This window comes from Pseudomonas sp. URMO17WK12:I9 (genome assembly GCF_900230165.1).
Lineage (GTDB): Bacteria > Pseudomonadota > Gammaproteobacteria > Pseudomonadales > Pseudomonadaceae > Aquipseudomonas > Aquipseudomonas fulva.
Genome location: NZ_OCMQ01000001.1, coordinates 268069 through 282641, shown reverse-complemented (window position 1 = coordinate 282641; position 14573 = coordinate 268069). Strand labels below are relative to the sequence as shown.

15 protein-coding genes and 4 tRNA genes are annotated in these 14573 nt (G+C 61.4%); 10 read left to right on the top strand and 9 right to left on the bottom strand.

Annotation, left to right across the window (positions count from 1 at the left end; genetic code table 11):
- The first annotated feature begins 52 nt into the window (after positions 1–52).
- The 5 genes from CRP40_RS01280 to CRP40_RS01260 are packed head-to-tail and all read left to right on the top strand — an operon-like array spanning position 53 to position 4136.
- Entirely contained in the window at positions 53–859 is an 807-nt protein-coding gene (locus tag CRP40_RS01280) for an alkaline phosphatase family protein (protein ID WP_027915788.1), read from the top strand.
- On the top strand, positions 856–1695 hold the full coding sequence (locus CRP40_RS01275; RefSeq protein ID WP_027915787.1) for an ABC transporter permease subunit: 840 nt from the start codon (positions 856–858) through the stop codon (positions 1693–1695). Before CRP40_RS01280 ends, CRP40_RS01275 begins: the two co-directional genes overlap by 4 nt.
- Positions 1685–2479 (top strand): ABC transporter permease, encoded by a 795-nt coding sequence (locus tag CRP40_RS01270; RefSeq protein ID WP_027915786.1) that lies wholly within the window; start codon positions 1685–1687, stop codon positions 2477–2479. Before CRP40_RS01275 ends, CRP40_RS01270 begins: the two co-directional genes overlap by 11 nt.
- Before the next feature lies 1 nt (position 2480).
- A complete protein-coding gene (locus CRP40_RS01265; RefSeq protein ID WP_027915785.1) occupies positions 2481–3470 on the top strand; it encodes an ABC transporter ATP-binding protein in 990 nt (329 codons plus the stop codon).
- A 12-nt stretch (positions 3471–3482) separates the two neighbouring features.
- Complete coding sequence (locus CRP40_RS01260; RefSeq protein ID WP_027915784.1) at positions 3483–4136, top strand: HAD family hydrolase; 654 nt, start codon at positions 3483–3485, stop codon at positions 4134–4136.
- Positions 4137–4258: 122 nt separating this feature from the next.
- On the opposite strand, the gene CRP40_RS01255 is transcribed toward CRP40_RS01260, so the two are convergent.
- Positions 4259–5221 carry an NAD(P)H-quinone oxidoreductase gene (locus CRP40_RS01255; RefSeq protein WP_027915783.1) on the bottom strand — a complete coding sequence of 321 codons (963 nt, stop codon included), beginning with the start codon at positions 5219–5221 and terminating at the stop codon, positions 4259–4261.
- Between the two features lie 143 nt (positions 5222–5364).
- Between CRP40_RS01255 and CRP40_RS01250 the strand changes: the two genes are divergently transcribed.
- The gene (locus CRP40_RS01250) at positions 5365–7446 is read left to right on the top strand and encodes a carboxy terminal-processing peptidase (RefSeq protein ID WP_173645888.1); all 2082 of its coding nucleotides are present in this window, start codon (positions 5365–5367) and stop codon (positions 7444–7446) included.
- 148 nt (positions 7447–7594) lie between these two features.
- Here CRP40_RS01250 and CRP40_RS01245 read toward each other — a convergent pair whose 3' ends face one another.
- The 4 genes from CRP40_RS01245 to CRP40_RS01230 form a co-directional block, all read right to left on the bottom strand.
- Positions 7595–7963: a hypothetical protein gene (locus tag CRP40_RS01245; RefSeq protein WP_027915781.1), complete on the bottom strand. Its 369-nt coding sequence runs from the start codon at positions 7961–7963 to the stop codon at positions 7595–7597.
- Positions 7960–8301 (bottom strand): helix-turn-helix transcriptional regulator, encoded by a 342-nt coding sequence (locus CRP40_RS01240; RefSeq protein WP_027915780.1) that lies wholly within the window; start codon positions 8299–8301, stop codon positions 7960–7962. Before CRP40_RS01240 ends, CRP40_RS01245 begins: the two co-directional genes overlap by 4 nt.
- A 126-nt stretch (positions 8302–8427) precedes the next feature.
- Positions 8428–8868 carry a YkvA family protein gene (locus CRP40_RS01235; protein ID WP_027915779.1) on the bottom strand — a complete coding sequence of 147 codons (441 nt, stop codon included), beginning with the start codon at positions 8866–8868 and terminating at the stop codon, positions 8428–8430.
- 490 nt (positions 8869–9358) lie between these two features.
- Positions 9359–10123, bottom strand: coding sequence for an FKBP-type peptidyl-prolyl cis-trans isomerase (locus tag CRP40_RS01230; RefSeq protein ID WP_027915778.1), 765 nt, complete (start codon positions 10121–10123; stop codon positions 9359–9361).
- Positions 10124–10447: 324 nt separating this feature from the next.
- Here CRP40_RS01230 and map point away from each other — a divergent pair, with 324 nt between their 5' ends.
- The gene (gene map, locus CRP40_RS01225; RefSeq protein ID WP_027915777.1) at positions 10448–11248 is read left to right on the top strand and encodes a type I methionyl aminopeptidase; all 801 of its coding nucleotides are present in this window, start codon (positions 10448–10450) and stop codon (positions 11246–11248) included.
- Positions 11249–11346: 98 nt separating this feature from the next.
- Here map and CRP40_RS01220 read toward each other — a convergent pair.
- The 4 genes from CRP40_RS01220 to CRP40_RS01205 all read right to left on the bottom strand — a co-directional run bounded on the left by CRP40_RS01220 (position 11347) and on the right by CRP40_RS01205 (position 11896).
- Positions 11347–11423, bottom strand: a tRNA-Asp gene (locus CRP40_RS01220).
- 132 nt (positions 11424–11555) lie between these two features.
- Positions 11556–11632, bottom strand: a tRNA-Asp gene (locus CRP40_RS01215).
- Between the two features lie 98 nt (positions 11633–11730).
- Positions 11731–11807, bottom strand: a tRNA-Asp gene (locus CRP40_RS01210).
- Between the two features lie 13 nt (positions 11808–11820).
- Positions 11821–11896, bottom strand: a tRNA-Val gene (locus CRP40_RS01205).
- A 215-nt stretch (positions 11897–12111) separates the two neighbouring features.
- On the opposite strand from CRP40_RS01205, the gene rdgC reads away from it, so the two are divergent.
- The 3 genes from rdgC (at position 12112) to sugE (ending at position 14562) form a co-directional block, all read left to right on the top strand.
- On the top strand, positions 12112–13032 hold the full coding sequence (gene rdgC, locus CRP40_RS01200; RefSeq protein ID WP_027915776.1) for a recombination-associated protein RdgC: 921 nt from the start codon (positions 12112–12114) through the stop codon (positions 13030–13032).
- A gap of 113 nt (positions 13033–13145) precedes the next feature.
- Entirely contained in the window at positions 13146–14111 is a 966-nt protein-coding gene (locus tag CRP40_RS01195; RefSeq protein ID WP_027915775.1) for a bile acid:sodium symporter family protein, read from the top strand.
- 133 nt (positions 14112–14244) lie between these two features.
- Positions 14245–14562: a quaternary ammonium compound efflux SMR transporter SugE gene (gene sugE, locus CRP40_RS01190; RefSeq protein ID WP_023533912.1), complete on the top strand. Its 318-nt coding sequence runs from the start codon at positions 14245–14247 to the stop codon at positions 14560–14562.
- The last annotated feature ends 11 nt before the right edge of the window (positions 14563–14573 follow it).

Genomic DNA, 14573 nt, shown 5'->3' with positions numbered 1-14573 from the left:
CGCCGCGCAATGCGAGCGCCCCCTTCCCCGATGGTTTTTTGCGGAGTCATCAATGAGCCACAACGTCATCCTGGTGCTGTTGGACGGGCTGAACTATCAGGTTGCCCACCACGCCATGGGCCACTTGCACGCCTATGTCGAGGCCGACCGCGCCGCGCTTTACCGCATGGAGTGCGAGTTGCCGTCGCTGTCCCGTCCGCTGTACGAGTGCATTCTCACGGGTGTGCCCCCTATCGACAGCGGCATCGTGCACAACAACGTCAACCGGCTTTCCAACCAGCGCAGCGTGTTCCACTACGCCCGCGAGGCCAACCTGGGCACGGCAGCGGCGGCCTATCACTGGATGAGCGAGCTCTACAACCGCTCCCCGTTCGACCCCCAGCGTGACCGGCATACCCACGCCCCCAAGTTGCCCATCCAGCACGGGTTGTTCTACTGGGACGATCGCTACCCCGATTCACACCTGCTGGCGGACGGCGAATACCTGCGCCGGCGCCATGCGCCCAACTTCCTGCTGGTGCACCCGATGAGCATCGACGATGTGGGCCACCACCATGGGCTGGACAGCAGCCAATACCGCAATGCTGCCCGCAGCGCGGACATCCTGCTGGCCGATTACCTGCCCAGGTGGCTCGACGAGGGCTATCAAGTGCTGGTGACCGCCGACCATGGCATGAACAACGATCGCTCGCACAACGGGCTGCTGGCCGAAGAGCGCGAAGTACCCCTGTTCGTGTTCGGCGCAGCCTTCAGCCTCGACCCATCGGCCAAGCCACTGCAGACCGACCTGTGCGGGACCATCTGTGAGTTGCTTGGCGCCGCTCACGACAAATCGGTCTGCCGGGAGTTGCTCAAATGAGCCAATCGCCTCGTGGCCGTAACCTGGCGTTGCTGTGCCTGGTGCCCTTCGCTGCCGTTTTCGTGATCTTCCAGATCGCCCCGCTGGCCTGGGTGGCGCTGAGCAGCCTGCAGTCGGAGGCGGGTTGGGGCATGGACAACTTCAGCAAGGTGTTCGCCTCCAAGTTCTACCTGCAAGCCCTGCAACGCAGCCTGGAGATCAGCTTCTGGTCCAGCCTGTTCGGCATCTTCATCGCGACCTTGGGCGCCTATTCGCTGCGTCAGGTGGACTCGCGGCTGCGCGACTTCGTCAGTGCCTTTGCCAACATGACCAGCAATTTTGCCGGCGTGCCGCTGGCGTTCGCGTTCATCATCCTGCTCGGCTTCAACGGCGCATTGACCTTGTTGCTCAAGCAGATGGGCCTGCTGGAAGACTTCAGCATCTACTCCAAGAGCGGGCTGATCCTGGTGTACACCTATTTCCAGATCCCCTTGGGTGTCCTGCTGCTGTACCCGGCCTTCGACGCGCTGCGCGAAGACTGGCGCGAGTCGGCTGCGCTGCTGGGCGCCAATCACTGGCAGTTCTGGCGGCACATCGGGCTGCCGGTGCTGGCCCCGGCGCTGCTGGGCACCTTCGTCATCCTGCTGGCCAATGCCCTGGGCGCCTACGCCACGGTCTATGCCCTGACCACCGGTAACTTCAACGTACTGCCCATACGCATCGCGGGCCTGGTGGCCGGCGACATCAGCCTCGATCCGAACCTTGCCAGTGCCCTGGCAATGGTGCTGGTAGGGCTGATGACGGTGGTTACCGTGGTGCATCAATGGTTGTTGAAAAGGAGCTACCATGCGCGCTGACCCCAAAGGAGGCGGCTGGTACCACCGCGCCGTGGTCTACCTGCTGTTTCTGATTTTGCTGATGCCACTGGCCGGCACCCTGCTCTACTCCCTGGCCACCAGTTGGTCGGCCACCCTGCTTCCCAGCGGCCTGACCCTGAAGTGGTACGTGGCGTTGTGGAGCGAGCCGCGCTTTCTGGCGGCATTCGGCCAGTCGCTGCTGGTGTGCGTCGGCGCGCTGCTGCTGTCGGTCGTGCTGATCCTGCCACTGCTGTTCGTGGTGCACTATCACTTCCCCCGGCTCGACGCGTTGATGAATGTCCTGATCCTGCTGCCGTTTGCCGTACCACCTGTGGTGTCGTCGGTGGGGTTGCTGCAACTGTATGGCAGTGGGCCGATGGCCATGGTGGGGACACCGTGGATTCTGATCGGCTGCTACTTCACCATCGCCCTGCCCTTCATGTACCGGGCCATCACCAACAACCTGCAGGCCATCAATCTGCGCGACCTGATGGACGCGGCGCAGTTGCTGGGCGCGAGCACCTGGCAGGCGGCTTTGCTGGTGGTACTCCCCAACCTGCGCAAGGGCCTGATGGTGGCCCTGCTGCTGTCGTTCTCGTTCCTGTTCGGGGAGTTCGTGTTCGCCAACCTGCTGGTGGGCACGCGCTACGAGACCCTGCAGGTGTACCTCAACAACATGCGCAACAGCAGCGGTCACTTCAACAGTGCGCTGGTGATCTCCTATTTCGCCTTCGTGCTGATCCTGACGTGGGTCGCCAACCGCTTGAACAAGGACAAGACCTGACATGAGCTACGTCAGCGTACGCAACCTGCAAAAAAGCTACGCCGGTAGCCCGGTATTCAGCCAGATCGATTGCCAGATCGAACGGGGCGAGTTCATCACCCTGCTCGGCCCCTCAGGGTGCGGCAAGTCCACGCTGCTGCGCTGCATCGCCGGGCTCACGCCCGTTGACAGCGGGCAGATCCTGCTCGACGGCATCGACATCGTGCCGCAGAGCCCGCAGAAGCGCGGTATCGGCATGGTCTTCCAGAGCTACGCGCTGTTTCCCAACATGACGGTGGAGCAGAATGTCGCCTTCGGGCTGCGCATGCAGAAGGTCAGGGGTGATGAAAGCCAGGCACGGGTGCGCGAGGCATTGCAGCTGGTGGAATTGAATGACTTCGCCGCACGTTACCCTCACCAGTTGTCTGGCGGGCAATGCCAGCGCGTCGCCCTGGCCCGCTCCCTGGTCACCCGCCCCCGACTGCTGTTGCTGGACGAGCCGCTTTCGGCGCTCGATGCGCGTATTCGCAAACACCTGCGTGAACAGATCCGCGCCATCCAGAGGGAACTGGGTTTGACCACGATCTTCGTTACCCATGACCAGGAAGAGGCCTTGACGCTGTCAGACCGCATCTTCCTGATGAATCAGGGCCGTATCGTGCAAAGCGGTGATGCAGAGACTCTCTACACGGCCCCGGTGGACCTGTTTGCCGCCGGTTTCATCGGCAATTACAACCTGCTGGACGCCGACAGTGCCAGCCGCCTGCTGCAGCGGCCTGTCACCGGGCGCCTGGCCATACGCCCAGAATCCATCACACTGGGTCTGCACGGCGAACTCGACGCCCAGGTGCGCAGTCACAGCCTGCTGGGCAACGTGATACGTTATCGGGTGCAGGTACGCGAGGTAGAGCTGGTGGTGGATGTGCTCAACCGCTCACCCGCCGACCTGCATGCCGACGGTCAGCGGGTCAGCGTGTCGATAGACCCCAGTGCGCTACGGGAAGTGGCTTAAGGAGATGCATGTATGGCGCTAGCCATTTTCGATCTGGACGAAACCCTGATTCACGGCGACTGCGCGTCACTGTGGAGCGAACACATGGCCCGGCTGGGGTGGGTGGATGGTGACACGTTCTTGCGCCGTGACCGCGCGCTCATGGAGGCCTACAGCAAAGGCGAGCTGGCGATGGAAGATTACATGGCGTTCAGCCTGGAGCCGATTGCCGGGCGGACCCTGGAAGAGGTCGCACACTTGGTCGAGCCGTGGGTGGAAGATGTCATCGAACCGATCATTTTAGGCGATGCCTGCCGCTGCATCGCCGAACATCGCAAGCGCGGGGACCGGGTGCTGATCATTTCTGCGTCAGGGGTACACCTGGTTGGACCGATTGCTGCACGCCTGGGCGTGGACGAATACCTGGCAATCGACTTGGAGGCCCGCAATGGCGTCTATACCGGGGCTACCCATGGCGTACTCACCTACCAGGAAGGCAAGATCACCCGCTTGATGGCCTGGCTGGACCAGGAGCAGGAAAACCTGGAGGGCGCGAGCTTCTATTCCGACTCGCGCAATGACCTGCCCTTGTTGCTGAAGGTGGATCACCCTTGTGCCGTGAACCCGGACCCTGTGTTGCGCGAGCATGCGCAAGCCCACGGTTGGCCGATCTTGAGCTGGCACTGAACCCGCGTTCGCTGTTCAGTGCCAAGGCTTGCCCTGCCCCCGTGGGCCTGCGTTCACGCAGGCCCGCAGGGACTATGAGGGCGTCATGAGGCCAGTACCCGAGCAGGCAAGCGGGCCCGACACTAGGCCAGGCTCGGGTCGATGATCATGACCAGCTTGCCGGACACCTGGTTGGTCTCGAGTTCGGCGTAGGCTGCCTGGGCGAACTCCACCGGGTAGGTATCAACCAACTGCGGTGACAACCGCCCCTCGGTAAACAGCGGCCAGACTTGCTGGTGCAAGTCACTCAACAGTTCGGCCTTGAATGCATCGTCACGGTTGCGCAAGGTCGAGCCCGTGATCTGCGCCCGCTTGCCCATGACCTGGGCCAAGTCCAGTTCGAACGTGCGTCCACCCATCACGCCGATGATCACCCAGCGCCCGTCGCGGGCCAGCAGCTTGAGGTTCAGCTCGCCATAGCTGGCGCCGACCGGGTCGAGAATCACATCGAATGGGCCGATGGCTTCCAGGTCATCGAGGTTCTGGTTGCGCACCACGCCACCTGCCGCGCCCAGGGCCTGGCAATACGCCAGTCGCTCGGCCGAGCCGACGCTGACCCAGACGCTGTTGCCGAACGCCTTGCACAGTTGAATGGCAGCCGACCCCACGCCGCTGGCACCGGCGTGCACCAGCACCTTCTCGCCGGCTTTGACGCCGCCCAGCTGGAAGATGTTCAGCCACGCCGTCGCGTAGACCTCCGGCAGGGCTGCCGCTTCATGCAGGCTAAGCCCTTCGGGCACAGGCAGCACGTGCCGCGCATCGACGATCACTTCCTCGGCCATGGCACCGCTGGCCAGCAGTGCGCACACCCTGTCGCCCACCCGCCAGGCTGCCCCGGCCCCCACTTCTGCGATCACGCCGGCACATTCCAGGCCCATGTAGGGGCTGGCGCCGGGCGGCGGCGGATAGAGCCCTTTCATCTGCAGCAAATCGGCACGGTTCAACCCCGCAGCCGCGACCCGGATGCGTACTTGTCCTGCGTCACACGCCGGACGTTCGGCTTCGACCCAGGTGACATGTCCGTCAACGCCTTGCAATGCCTTCACAGTGCCTCCATAGTTGAATCATATGACCGAGCCTGGGCCACCCGTGCCCAGGCTTTTTGCAGTATGCGCCCGGTTTTTATGGAACCGGCGAACGGAAAAGACGGCCTACTATGCGTGATCAATTGCCCCCACGTCGAATCAGCATGAAGCATTTCCTACCCAGCACCGCCCTGGCACTGATGATCGGCCTTGGCAGCCTTACGCTCGGCGGCAATGCGGCGGCCGCCAACAAATGGGACAGCCTGCAACCGGACCGCGACGAAATCGTCGCCAGCCTCAACGTGGTGGAGCTGCTCAAACGCCATCACTACAGCAAGCCGCCCTTGGATGACGCCCGTTCGGTCATCATCTACGACAGCTACATCAAGCTGTTGGACCCGGCGCGCAGCTATTTCACCGCCGCCGACATCGCCGAATTCGACAAGTGGAAGACGCAGTTCGACGACTTCCTCAAAAGCGGCAACCTCGACCCTGGCTTCACCATCTACAAGCGCTACCTGGACCGGGTCAAGCAGCGCCTGGACTTCGCCTTGGCCGAGCTCAACAAGGGCGTGGACAAGATCGACTTCACGGTCAACGAGACCTTGCTGATCGACCGCAAGGACGCGCCTTGGCTCAAGGACCAGGCTGCCCTGGACGACCTGTGGCGTAAACGCGTCAAGGACGAGGTGCTGCGCCAGAAGATTGCTGGCAAAGAGCCCAAGCAGATTCAGGAAACCCTGATCAAGCGCTACAAGAACCAGCTGGCACGCCTGGATCAGACCCGCGCCGAAGACATTTTCCAGGCGTACATCAATACGTTTGCCCAGTCCTACGACCCGCACACCAACTACCTGTCGCCGGACAACGCCGAAAACTTCGACATCAACATGAGCCTGTCGCTCGAAGGGATTGGCGCGGTGCTGCAAAGCGACAACGATCAGGTCAAGATCGTGCGCCTGGTACCGGCGGGGCCTGCGGCCAAGACCAAGCAGGTCGCACCGGCCGACAAGATCATAGGCGTTGCTCAGGGCAACAAGGAAATGGTCGACGTCGTCGGCTGGCGCCTGGACGAAGTGGTCAAGCTGATTCGCGGCCCCAAGGGCTCGGTGGTACGCCTGGAAATCATCCCGGCGAGCAACGCCCCCAGCGATCAGACCAGCAAGATCGTGTCGATCACGCGTGAAGCGGTCAAGCTCGAAGAGCAGGCGGCCAAGAAGTCGGTGCTCAAACTCAAGCAGGACGGGCGTGACTACAAACTCGGCATTATCGAGATCCCGGCGTTCTACCTGGACTTCAAGGCCTACCGCGCAGGTGATCCGGAGTACAAGAGCACCACGCGTGACGTGAAGAAGCTGCTGACCGAGCTGCAGAAAGAGAAAGTCGACGGCGTGGTCATCGACTTGCGCAACAATGGCGGTGGTTCGCTGCAGGAAGCGACCGAGCTGACCAGCCTGTTCATCGAAAAAGGCCCTACTGTGCTGGTGCGCAATAGCGATGGCCGTGTGGATGTGCTTGAAGATGAAAACCCAGGTGCCTTCTACAAGGGGCCGCTGGCCTTGCTAGTCAACCGCCTGTCCGCCTCGGCATCGGAGATTTTCGCTGGCGCCATGCAGGATTATCACCGCGCGTTGATCATTGGTGGCCAGACCTTCGGCAAGGGCACCGTGCAGACCATTCAGCCACTTAACCATGGCGAGCTCAAGCTGACCCTGGCTAAGTTCTACCGGGTTTCCGGGCAGAGCACCCAGCACCAGGGCGTATTGCCGGACATCGACTATCCGTCGATCATCGACACCAAGGAAATCGGCGAAAGCGCCCTGCCCGAGGCGATGCCATGGGACACCATCCGTCCTGTCGTCAAGCCTGCGGTAGACCCCTTCAAGCCTTACCTGGCCCAGCTCAAGGCTCAGCACCAGGCACGCAGCGACAAGGATGCCGAGTTCATCTACATCCGCGACCGTCTGGCATTGACCCAGAAACTGATGACCGAAAAGACCGTCAGCCTCAATGAGCAAGAGCGTCGGGCGCGTCACGATGAAGTCGAGGCCAAGCAACTGGCTCTGGAAAACATCCGTCGCAAGGCCAAGGGCGAGGAACCGCTCAAGGAGCTGAAGAAAGAAGATGAGGATGCACTGCCGACCGAGGATGAAGACACCAAGCCGGAAGACGACGCCTACCTGTCGGAAACCGGGCGCATCCTGATCGATTACCTCAGCGCCAGCACCAAGGTGGCTAAGAAGTAAGCGGCAGACCCTGGGGAGGGACGATCCATTCGCCACCCTCCCCTGATGTGTAAAGAAAAGCCGGGCTCATTGATGCCCGGCTTTCTTTTTGGGTCATTGGTAGGAGCGCCTGGAGAAGGGTTGAAGGGCTCAGCGTTGCTGGGTCTGATCAGGCGGGATCGGGATACGTGTATTCGAATACGCGTGCGACTTCAGAGGCATGCCAGGAAGCGGCCTCCATGCCATCGACAGGCCCTGTGAAGCGCCCTAACCGCTCGACGCACTCAAAGAAGCCTGTGCGCGGCAAGCGGCTGGCACCCTGGCTGATCACCAATGAACTGCGCAGGGGTTGTTCGGCACGCGCATCCAGCACTGCCAGGTACTCAAGCGCTGCGGTCAGTGTCTGCATGGCAGGACTTGGCAGTTGCAGGCGCTCGATGAGCGCTCGGTAGGTCAGCAAATGACGTTGCCGTCGGGCCAGATCCAGCTCGCCCAGCAGGTTGTCCCAGTGCTGGCGGCTGATCCTGACCTGACTCATGAAGCCTCGCTCCAGCCAGGCACACCCAGGTGCCAGGCCAGGGCACGGCGAATGGCGGCATCGGGCTCCCGCTCGCCCGACTCGATCATCGCCAGGTAAGCCGGGCTCACCCCCACATTGCGGGCCAGGTGCTCGGCGGCGATGCCTTTGTCCCGGCGTATGGCACCTACTTCGCTAAATGCGGGCAAAGCGGCATGTGAGGCGGCTTCTTCGACAGGTGACTGTACTGGGGTATTCGCTGGGGCCTGCCCTGCTGCCTTGAGCAGCGCCTGGTAGTCTTCCCACGGTACGACGGCATACTCGGGTTGACCGTCGCGGCTGATGACCTGAATATCCATTGCAAAAATCCCTTCGAGAGGACTACTGAAGGTAATCCATTGGCGTGTTTCATGTGCCAATTATATGACCAAGTTCAGGATCTTTGCAGTCGAGCGCTGGCAGGGTTCTACCGTGTCACTGACGCCTCAAGGGATTTCACGCTCCAGACGCAGGTCTTCGGGGGTGGCTGGAAGACGCTCAACTACCTGCAGCCGTTCTGGCGACTGGGTGTCCCGCCAGGCCTTGAAGCGCTCCAGTTCATCGGAAACGGTCTTGAGCACCCACCCCAGCACGGCGATGTCATCCAGAAAACCTACGCCCAGCAACCAGTCCGGGATGGCGTCGATGGGGCTTACGAAATAAAGCAGACCGGCAACGATCGTAATCAAGGCCTTGCGGTTGATCGCCCGGTACTCGCCTCGCCACCATGCCAGGCACAGGGCCTGCATCAACTTCACGTCTTCGCGCAGTTTGCCCAAGCGTGGCCCTTTGCGGGCCACCGCGAACAGCAGCGCCGGCAAGCGCCCACGGCTGAGCAGGCGCTCTGCCAGGGGCAGGAAGCGCGTGAAATTCCAAGGTGCCTTCATAGTGCCTCCAGACGGAAAAGGTTATCCACATTTATTGTGGATAACCTTGTGAACAGGGGGACGTTTCCGAGCCCGCTGGCCCATAAACAGGGCACCGGACAAGATCGGGCATTTTTTACACAGCGGTTACAGAGCACTGCGCGGGCCCGCCCTAGGACAGTTATTTCAGACGCAGCTTACACCCAGCGCCTGTCCTTGTTCGGACCATGGGCGCCAGAGCAGGTTCGAACGGGATGCCCAAATGCGAACGTCCTGTAAGGCAGCTCCGCCACAGGTTCAGCACGGCTCTGAATGTCATCAGATACCCGTGTAGGCGGAGTACGCTGTACCCGCGCAGTTACGGCCTTGCCGGGGCTGCGGATCGGCCGCGCAGCCTCCCCAGGATTTAGCTTTGCCGCAGATACTATTAGGGCCGCATAGCGGCCCCAATGGTATCAAGTGAACCGAACGCTCCGTGATGACAGCGCGCTCGTTTCAATCGAAACACGCCTTACTTGGCAGGTGCTTCAGCCGGTGCGTCGGCAGGCGCTTCGGCCTCAGGCTCACCACCTTGCAGCTGCGCTGGGTCCTTGATCGCGATCAGTTCCAGGTCAAACACCAGAACCGAATTGGCTGGGATCAACGGGCTCGGGCTCTGGGCGCCGTAGGCCAGGTCAGCAGGGATGAACAACTTGTACTTCTCGCCAACGTGCATCAATTGCAACGCTTCGACCCAACCTGGGATCACGCCGCTGACCGGCAGGTCGATCGGGCTGCCGCGCTCGACGGAGCTGTCGAAGACCTTGCCGTCGATCAACTTGCCTTCATAGTGAACGGTCACCACGTCGGTTGGCTTGGGCTGCGGGCCATCGGCCTTCTTGACAACTTCGTACTGCAGACCCGAGGCGGTGGTCACCACGCCTTGCTTCTTGCCGTTTTCTTCAAGGAACTTCTTGCCCGCAGTGGCCGCCTCTTCGCTGGCCTTGGCCAGGCGTTCTTCGGAACGCTTCTGCAAGGCAGTGAAGGCTTCTACCAGTTCTTCGTCCTTCAGGCGCTGCTCTTTCTTGCCAACGGCGTCCTCGATACCCAGCGCTACCGCCTTGGAATCGAGGTCGTCCATGCCTTCCTGCGCCAGGCTCTTGCCCATGTTCAGGCCAATGCCGTAGGAAGCTTTCTGCGCAGGCGTCTTCAGTTCGGGGCTGCTGGCCTGCTGATCACAACCAGCCAGTACCAGGCCTACCAGGGCAACCGCAGCCGCCAAACGATGCTGTTTCATGCTAATTCCTTGTTCATGCGCCATAAGGGCAATCAGGGTAGAGGCCGCGAGCTTAGCAGGCGGCCCTCACCAATGGCTACCGGCATAGGAGCGGGTTTGAGTAAGTAAGTTCAGCAAGTGAATCGTTATTCATCAACCAGGTAACAGCTTCATGCCATGACCTGACAGATCCCCCGCGCCAGCGCTAAAGTCATGTTTAAAACAGCAGGTACCGACAAAGAAATCATCCACGATCAAGTGACGCATCGGTGCTCGACGGTGGCATGTGGGTATGCCGTGGGTCTATGCTTTGAGGCATTCTAGCTGGAGTGATTATTCGCGTTTATGTCCAAGGTCATCATCAAATCCCCCGCCGAGCTCGACCTGATGCGCCGCGCAGGCCAACTGCTGGCACAGGTGTTCGCCGAACTCGACAGTTTCATCCGTCCAGGCATCACCACCCTGCAGATCAATGACCACGCAGAAGACTTCATCGTCCAGGCCCTTCGGGCAAGACCGGCCAGCAAAGGCCAGTACGGCTTCCCCTATGCGCTCAATACCTCGGTCGATCATGTGGTGTGCCATGGCATGCCTGACGCCGATGAAGTACTCAAAGAAGGTTCGATCGTCAACGTCGACATCACGCTGGAACAAGGCGGTTACATTGCTGACTCTTCTAAAATGTACGCCATCGGGCAGATCGATGATGAAGCCCGGCGCCTGATCGACACCACCTATGCGGCGCTGTGGAAAGGCATCGAGCAAGTACGACCTGGGGCCACCCTGGGTGACATTGGCCATGCCGTGCAGGCGCATGCCGAGGCCGCAGGCTACAGCGTGGTCCGAGAGTATTGTGGGCATGGCATTGGCCAGCAGATGCATGAAGCGCCAGAGGTGCTGCATGTCGGTCAGCGCGGCATGGGCATGAAGCTCAAGCCAGGCATGGTGTTCACCATCGAGCCCATGATCAACCAGGGCGGGCGCGGCACCCGCACGCTCAAGGATGGCTGGAGCGTGGTGACACGTGACGGCAGCCTGTCAGCGCAATGGGAGCACACGGTGGCCGTGACGGACGAAGGGTTCGAGGTACTGACCCTGCGGGCCGAGGAGCGCCCAGGCCTCAATGGCCAGGCGGCCCGGGCCTGAAAGGCGACTATAAAACTGAAATGCAGGCATAAAAAAAGCGACCCTAAGGTCGCTTTCTGTTTGCTTCAGGGTGTTCAGTGGGCCCTTGAAGCTGAATATGGCGCAGCGGACGGGACTCGAACCCGCGACCCCCGGCGTGACAGGCCGGTATTCTAACCGACTGAACTACCGCTGCGTTTTATTTCGGGTTGCGCCCGATTGAAACTTGGGTCTACCCACCAGACAGCCTGGGGGAAGGCATGAAAAACGGCTCAATGACCATTCGTCATGGTTGCCTCAAGGTGTTCTAGGGACCTTGATGCGAAGATGGCGCAGCGGACGGGACTCGAACCCGCGACCCCCCGCGTGACAGGCCGGTATTCTAACCGACTGAACTACCGCTGCGTATCGTTCAGGCTCGCGCCCGATTGAAACTGGGTCAGCCCAAGGCGCTCGACCTTGTGGCTTCAGACCGGTGACAAGCACCCATCTGTTAATCAAAATGGCGCAGCGGACGGGACTCGAACCCGCGACCCCCGGCGTGACAGGCCGGTATTCTAACCGACTGAACTACCGCTGCGCTATACATCGAGTGGTGGGTGATGACGGGATCGAACCGCCGACCCTCTGCTTGTAAGGCAGATGCTCTCCCGGCTGAGCTAATCACCCTTCGTCTCGGTGTGGGGCGCATTCTACGGACGGCCCTGCCCCCTGGCAAGCACTTTCTTTCACTTTATTTCGAAAAAAGTACAGATCTTTCAACGACCTAGCGTAACGGCCCGATTTCGTCCGGTTTGTGCACTGCTGGCCCTCTGACAGGGTTGGCCTTCCGGGGCTGGTAGGAGAATAATGCCCGCCTTATGCATTAATGAGAGACTTCCCCGATGTGGTTCAAGAACCTGCTGACCTACCGCCTGACCCAGGACGTGCCCTTCGAGCCTGAAGCTTTGGAGGCTGCCCTGGCCAGCAAGCCAGCCCGTCCGTGCGCCAGCCAGGAGCTGACCACCTACGGTTTCGTCGCCCCGTTCGGCAAGGGCGAAGATGCCCCGCTGGTGCACGTCAGTGGCGATTACCTGCTGATCGCTGCACGCAAGGAAGAACGTATTCTGCCCAGCAGCGTGGTCAATGACGCGGTCAAGGAAAAGGTCGAAGAGATCGAGACCGAACAGATGCGCAAGGTCTACAAGAAGGAGCGTGACCAGATCAAGGACGAGATCATTCAGGCCTTCCTGCCTCGCGCCTTCATTCGCCGCTCGATGATCTTCGCTGCCATCGCCCCGCGCCTGGGGGTGATTCTGGTCAACTCGGCCAGCGCCAAACGCGCCGAAGACCTGCTGTCCACGCTGCGCGAAGTGATGGGCTCGCTGCCCGTGCGGCCGGCCACCGTCAAGATCGCCCCGGTGGCCACCATGACCGACTGGGTCAAATCCCAGAATGCCGCCGAAGGCTTCTATGTGCTGGACGAATGCGAGCTGCGCGACACGGCCGAAGATGGCGGCATTGTGCGCTGCAAGCGCCAGGACCTGACTGGCGAGGAAATCCAGCTGCACCTGAGTACCGGCAAGGTCGTGACCCAACTCGCCCTGGCCTGGCAGGACAAACTGTCGTTCGTGCTGGACGACAAGATGGTCATCAAGCGCCTGAAATTCGAGGAACTGCTGCAGGAGCAGGCCGAGCAGGATGGCGGTGACGAGGCCGCGCAGCAGTTCGACGCCAGCTTCCAGCTGATGATGATGACATTTGCAGAGTTCCTGCCCGTGCTCTTCGAAGCTTTGGGCGGCGAAGAAATCCCGCAAGGGGTGTGAGCCCGCTGCGGGTTGGCAGTACCCACGACACTTGAGTGCGGCACCGTTGCCGCACTTGACCCCCTGCCTGCAGCGACAATGCCCGGGCATGCAGTCGAACTGGAGATAACCCCATGCGCGCCCTCGCCGCCTTGAGTCGATTCGTCGGCAACACCTTTGCCTTGTGGGTATTGGTGTTCGCCGTGCTGGCCTTCCTGCAACCGCAATGGTTCATTGGGTTGAAGGTGGCCATCGTGCCCTTGCTGGGGCTGGTGATGTTCGGAATGGGCCTTACCCTCAAGCTCGACGACTTCGCTGCCCTGGCCCGTCAACCCTGGCGGGTCATGCTGGGGGTGGTCGCGCATTTCGTGATCATGCCGGGCATGGCCTGGCTGCTGTGCCAGCTCTTCGAGCTACCGCCGCAGATCGCCGTGGGCGTGATCCTGGTCGGCTGCTGCCCGAGCGGTACGGCCTCGAATGTGATGGTGTGGCTGTCGCGCGGCGACCTCGCGCTGGCCGTGGCCATCGCAGGCGTCACCACGCTGCTGGCGCCACTGCTGACCCCTGCGCTGATCTGGTTCCTGGCGTCGGCCTGGCTTCCGGTGTCCTTCATGGATATGTTCTGGTCGATCCTGCAGCTGGTCATGCTCCCGATCGTACTCGGCGTGCTGGCCCAACGCCTGCTGGGTGAGCGCGTGCAGACCGCAGTTCAGGTTTTGCCACTGGTATCGGTGGTGAGCATCGTACTGATCGTATGCGCCGTGGTGGCCGCCAGCCAGGCGAAAATCGCCGAGTCGGGGCTGTTGATCATGGCGGTGGTCATGTTGCACAACAGCTTCGGTTATTTGCTGGGGTACATCACCGGCAAGCTGTGCAAACTGCCCTTGGCCCAGCGCAAGTCGCTGGCGCTGGAGGTCGGCATGCAGAACTCCGGGCTAGGAGCAGCCCTTGCCGCTGCGCACTTCTCGCCCCTGGCGGCCGTGCCCAGTGCGCTGTTCAGCGTGTGGCACAATATTTCCGGGGCGCTCCTTTCCACCTGGTTCCGGCGGCTGGAGGACACCTCCTCCGACGTCGAGGGCGCAAAACGTGTCAGACGCTGACAGGCGATTGGCCCGCAGGCTTGCCCGGCAGACCGTAGATGTGCACCATGGGCTCACGGTGAGGACGACCTCACGACGCCCAGCGTGATCATCCAGGGGACGGCCCCATCACTTGCAACGATGGAGACGCATCATGTCCTGGATCATCCTGTTCTTCGCCGGCCTGTTCGAGGTCGGCTGGGCCGTTGGCCTCAAGTATACCGACGGCTTCAGCAAGCCACTGCCCACCGCGCTGACGGTTGCCGCCATGGCCGTCAGTCTCGGCCTGCTGGGCCTGGCGATGAAAGAGCTGCCGCTGGGGACGGCCTATGCCATTTGGACCGGCGTCGGCGCGGTGGGCACCGTGATCGCCGGCATCATCCTGTTCGGTGAGTCCATGGCGTTGGTTCGACTGGTCAGCGTGGCACTGATCGTATGCGGCCTGATCGGCCTCAAGGTCAGCGCCAGCTGATACCGGTCAGC

Coding starts and splice junctions, on each gene's coding strand:
- CRP40_RS01245 (WP_027915781.1), bottom strand. CDS start 7,963: ATGAGTCAGGTCAGGATCAGCCGCCAGCACTGGGACAACCTGCTGGGC.
- CRP40_RS01280 (WP_027915788.1), top strand. CDS start 53: ATGAGCCACAACGTCATCCTGGTGCTGTTGGACGGGCTGAACTATCAG.
- CRP40_RS01195 (WP_027915775.1), top strand. CDS start 13,146: ATGCGCGCCCTCGCCGCCTTGAGTCGATTCGTCGGCAACACCTTTGCC.
- map (WP_027915777.1), top strand. CDS start 10,448: ATGTCCAAGGTCATCATCAAATCCCCCGCCGAGCTCGACCTGATGCGC.
- CRP40_RS01260 (WP_027915784.1), top strand. CDS start 3,483: ATGGCGCTAGCCATTTTCGATCTGGACGAAACCCTGATTCACGGCGAC.
- CRP40_RS01240 (WP_027915780.1), bottom strand. CDS start 8,301: ATGGATATTCAGGTCATCAGCCGCGACGGTCAACCCGAGTATGCCGTC.
- rdgC (WP_027915776.1), top strand. CDS start 12,112: ATGTGGTTCAAGAACCTGCTGACCTACCGCCTGACCCAGGACGTGCCC.
- CRP40_RS01250 (WP_173645888.1), top strand. CDS start 5,365: ATGAAGCATTTCCTACCCAGCACCGCCCTGGCACTGATGATCGGCCTT.
- CRP40_RS01270 (WP_027915786.1), top strand. CDS start 1,685: ATGCGCGCTGACCCCAAAGGAGGCGGCTGGTACCACCGCGCCGTGGTC.
- CRP40_RS01235 (WP_027915779.1), bottom strand. CDS start 8,868: ATGAAGGCACCTTGGAATTTCACGCGCTTCCTGCCCCTGGCAGAGCGC.
- sugE (WP_023533912.1), top strand. CDS start 14,245: ATGTCCTGGATCATCCTGTTCTTCGCCGGCCTGTTCGAGGTCGGCTGG.
- CRP40_RS01265 (WP_027915785.1), top strand. CDS start 2,481: ATGAGCTACGTCAGCGTACGCAACCTGCAAAAAAGCTACGCCGGTAGC.
- CRP40_RS01275 (WP_027915787.1), top strand. CDS start 856: ATGAGCCAATCGCCTCGTGGCCGTAACCTGGCGTTGCTGTGCCTGGTG.
- CRP40_RS01230 (WP_027915778.1), bottom strand. CDS start 10,123: ATGAAACAGCATCGTTTGGCGGCTGCGGTTGCCCTGGTAGGCCTGGTA.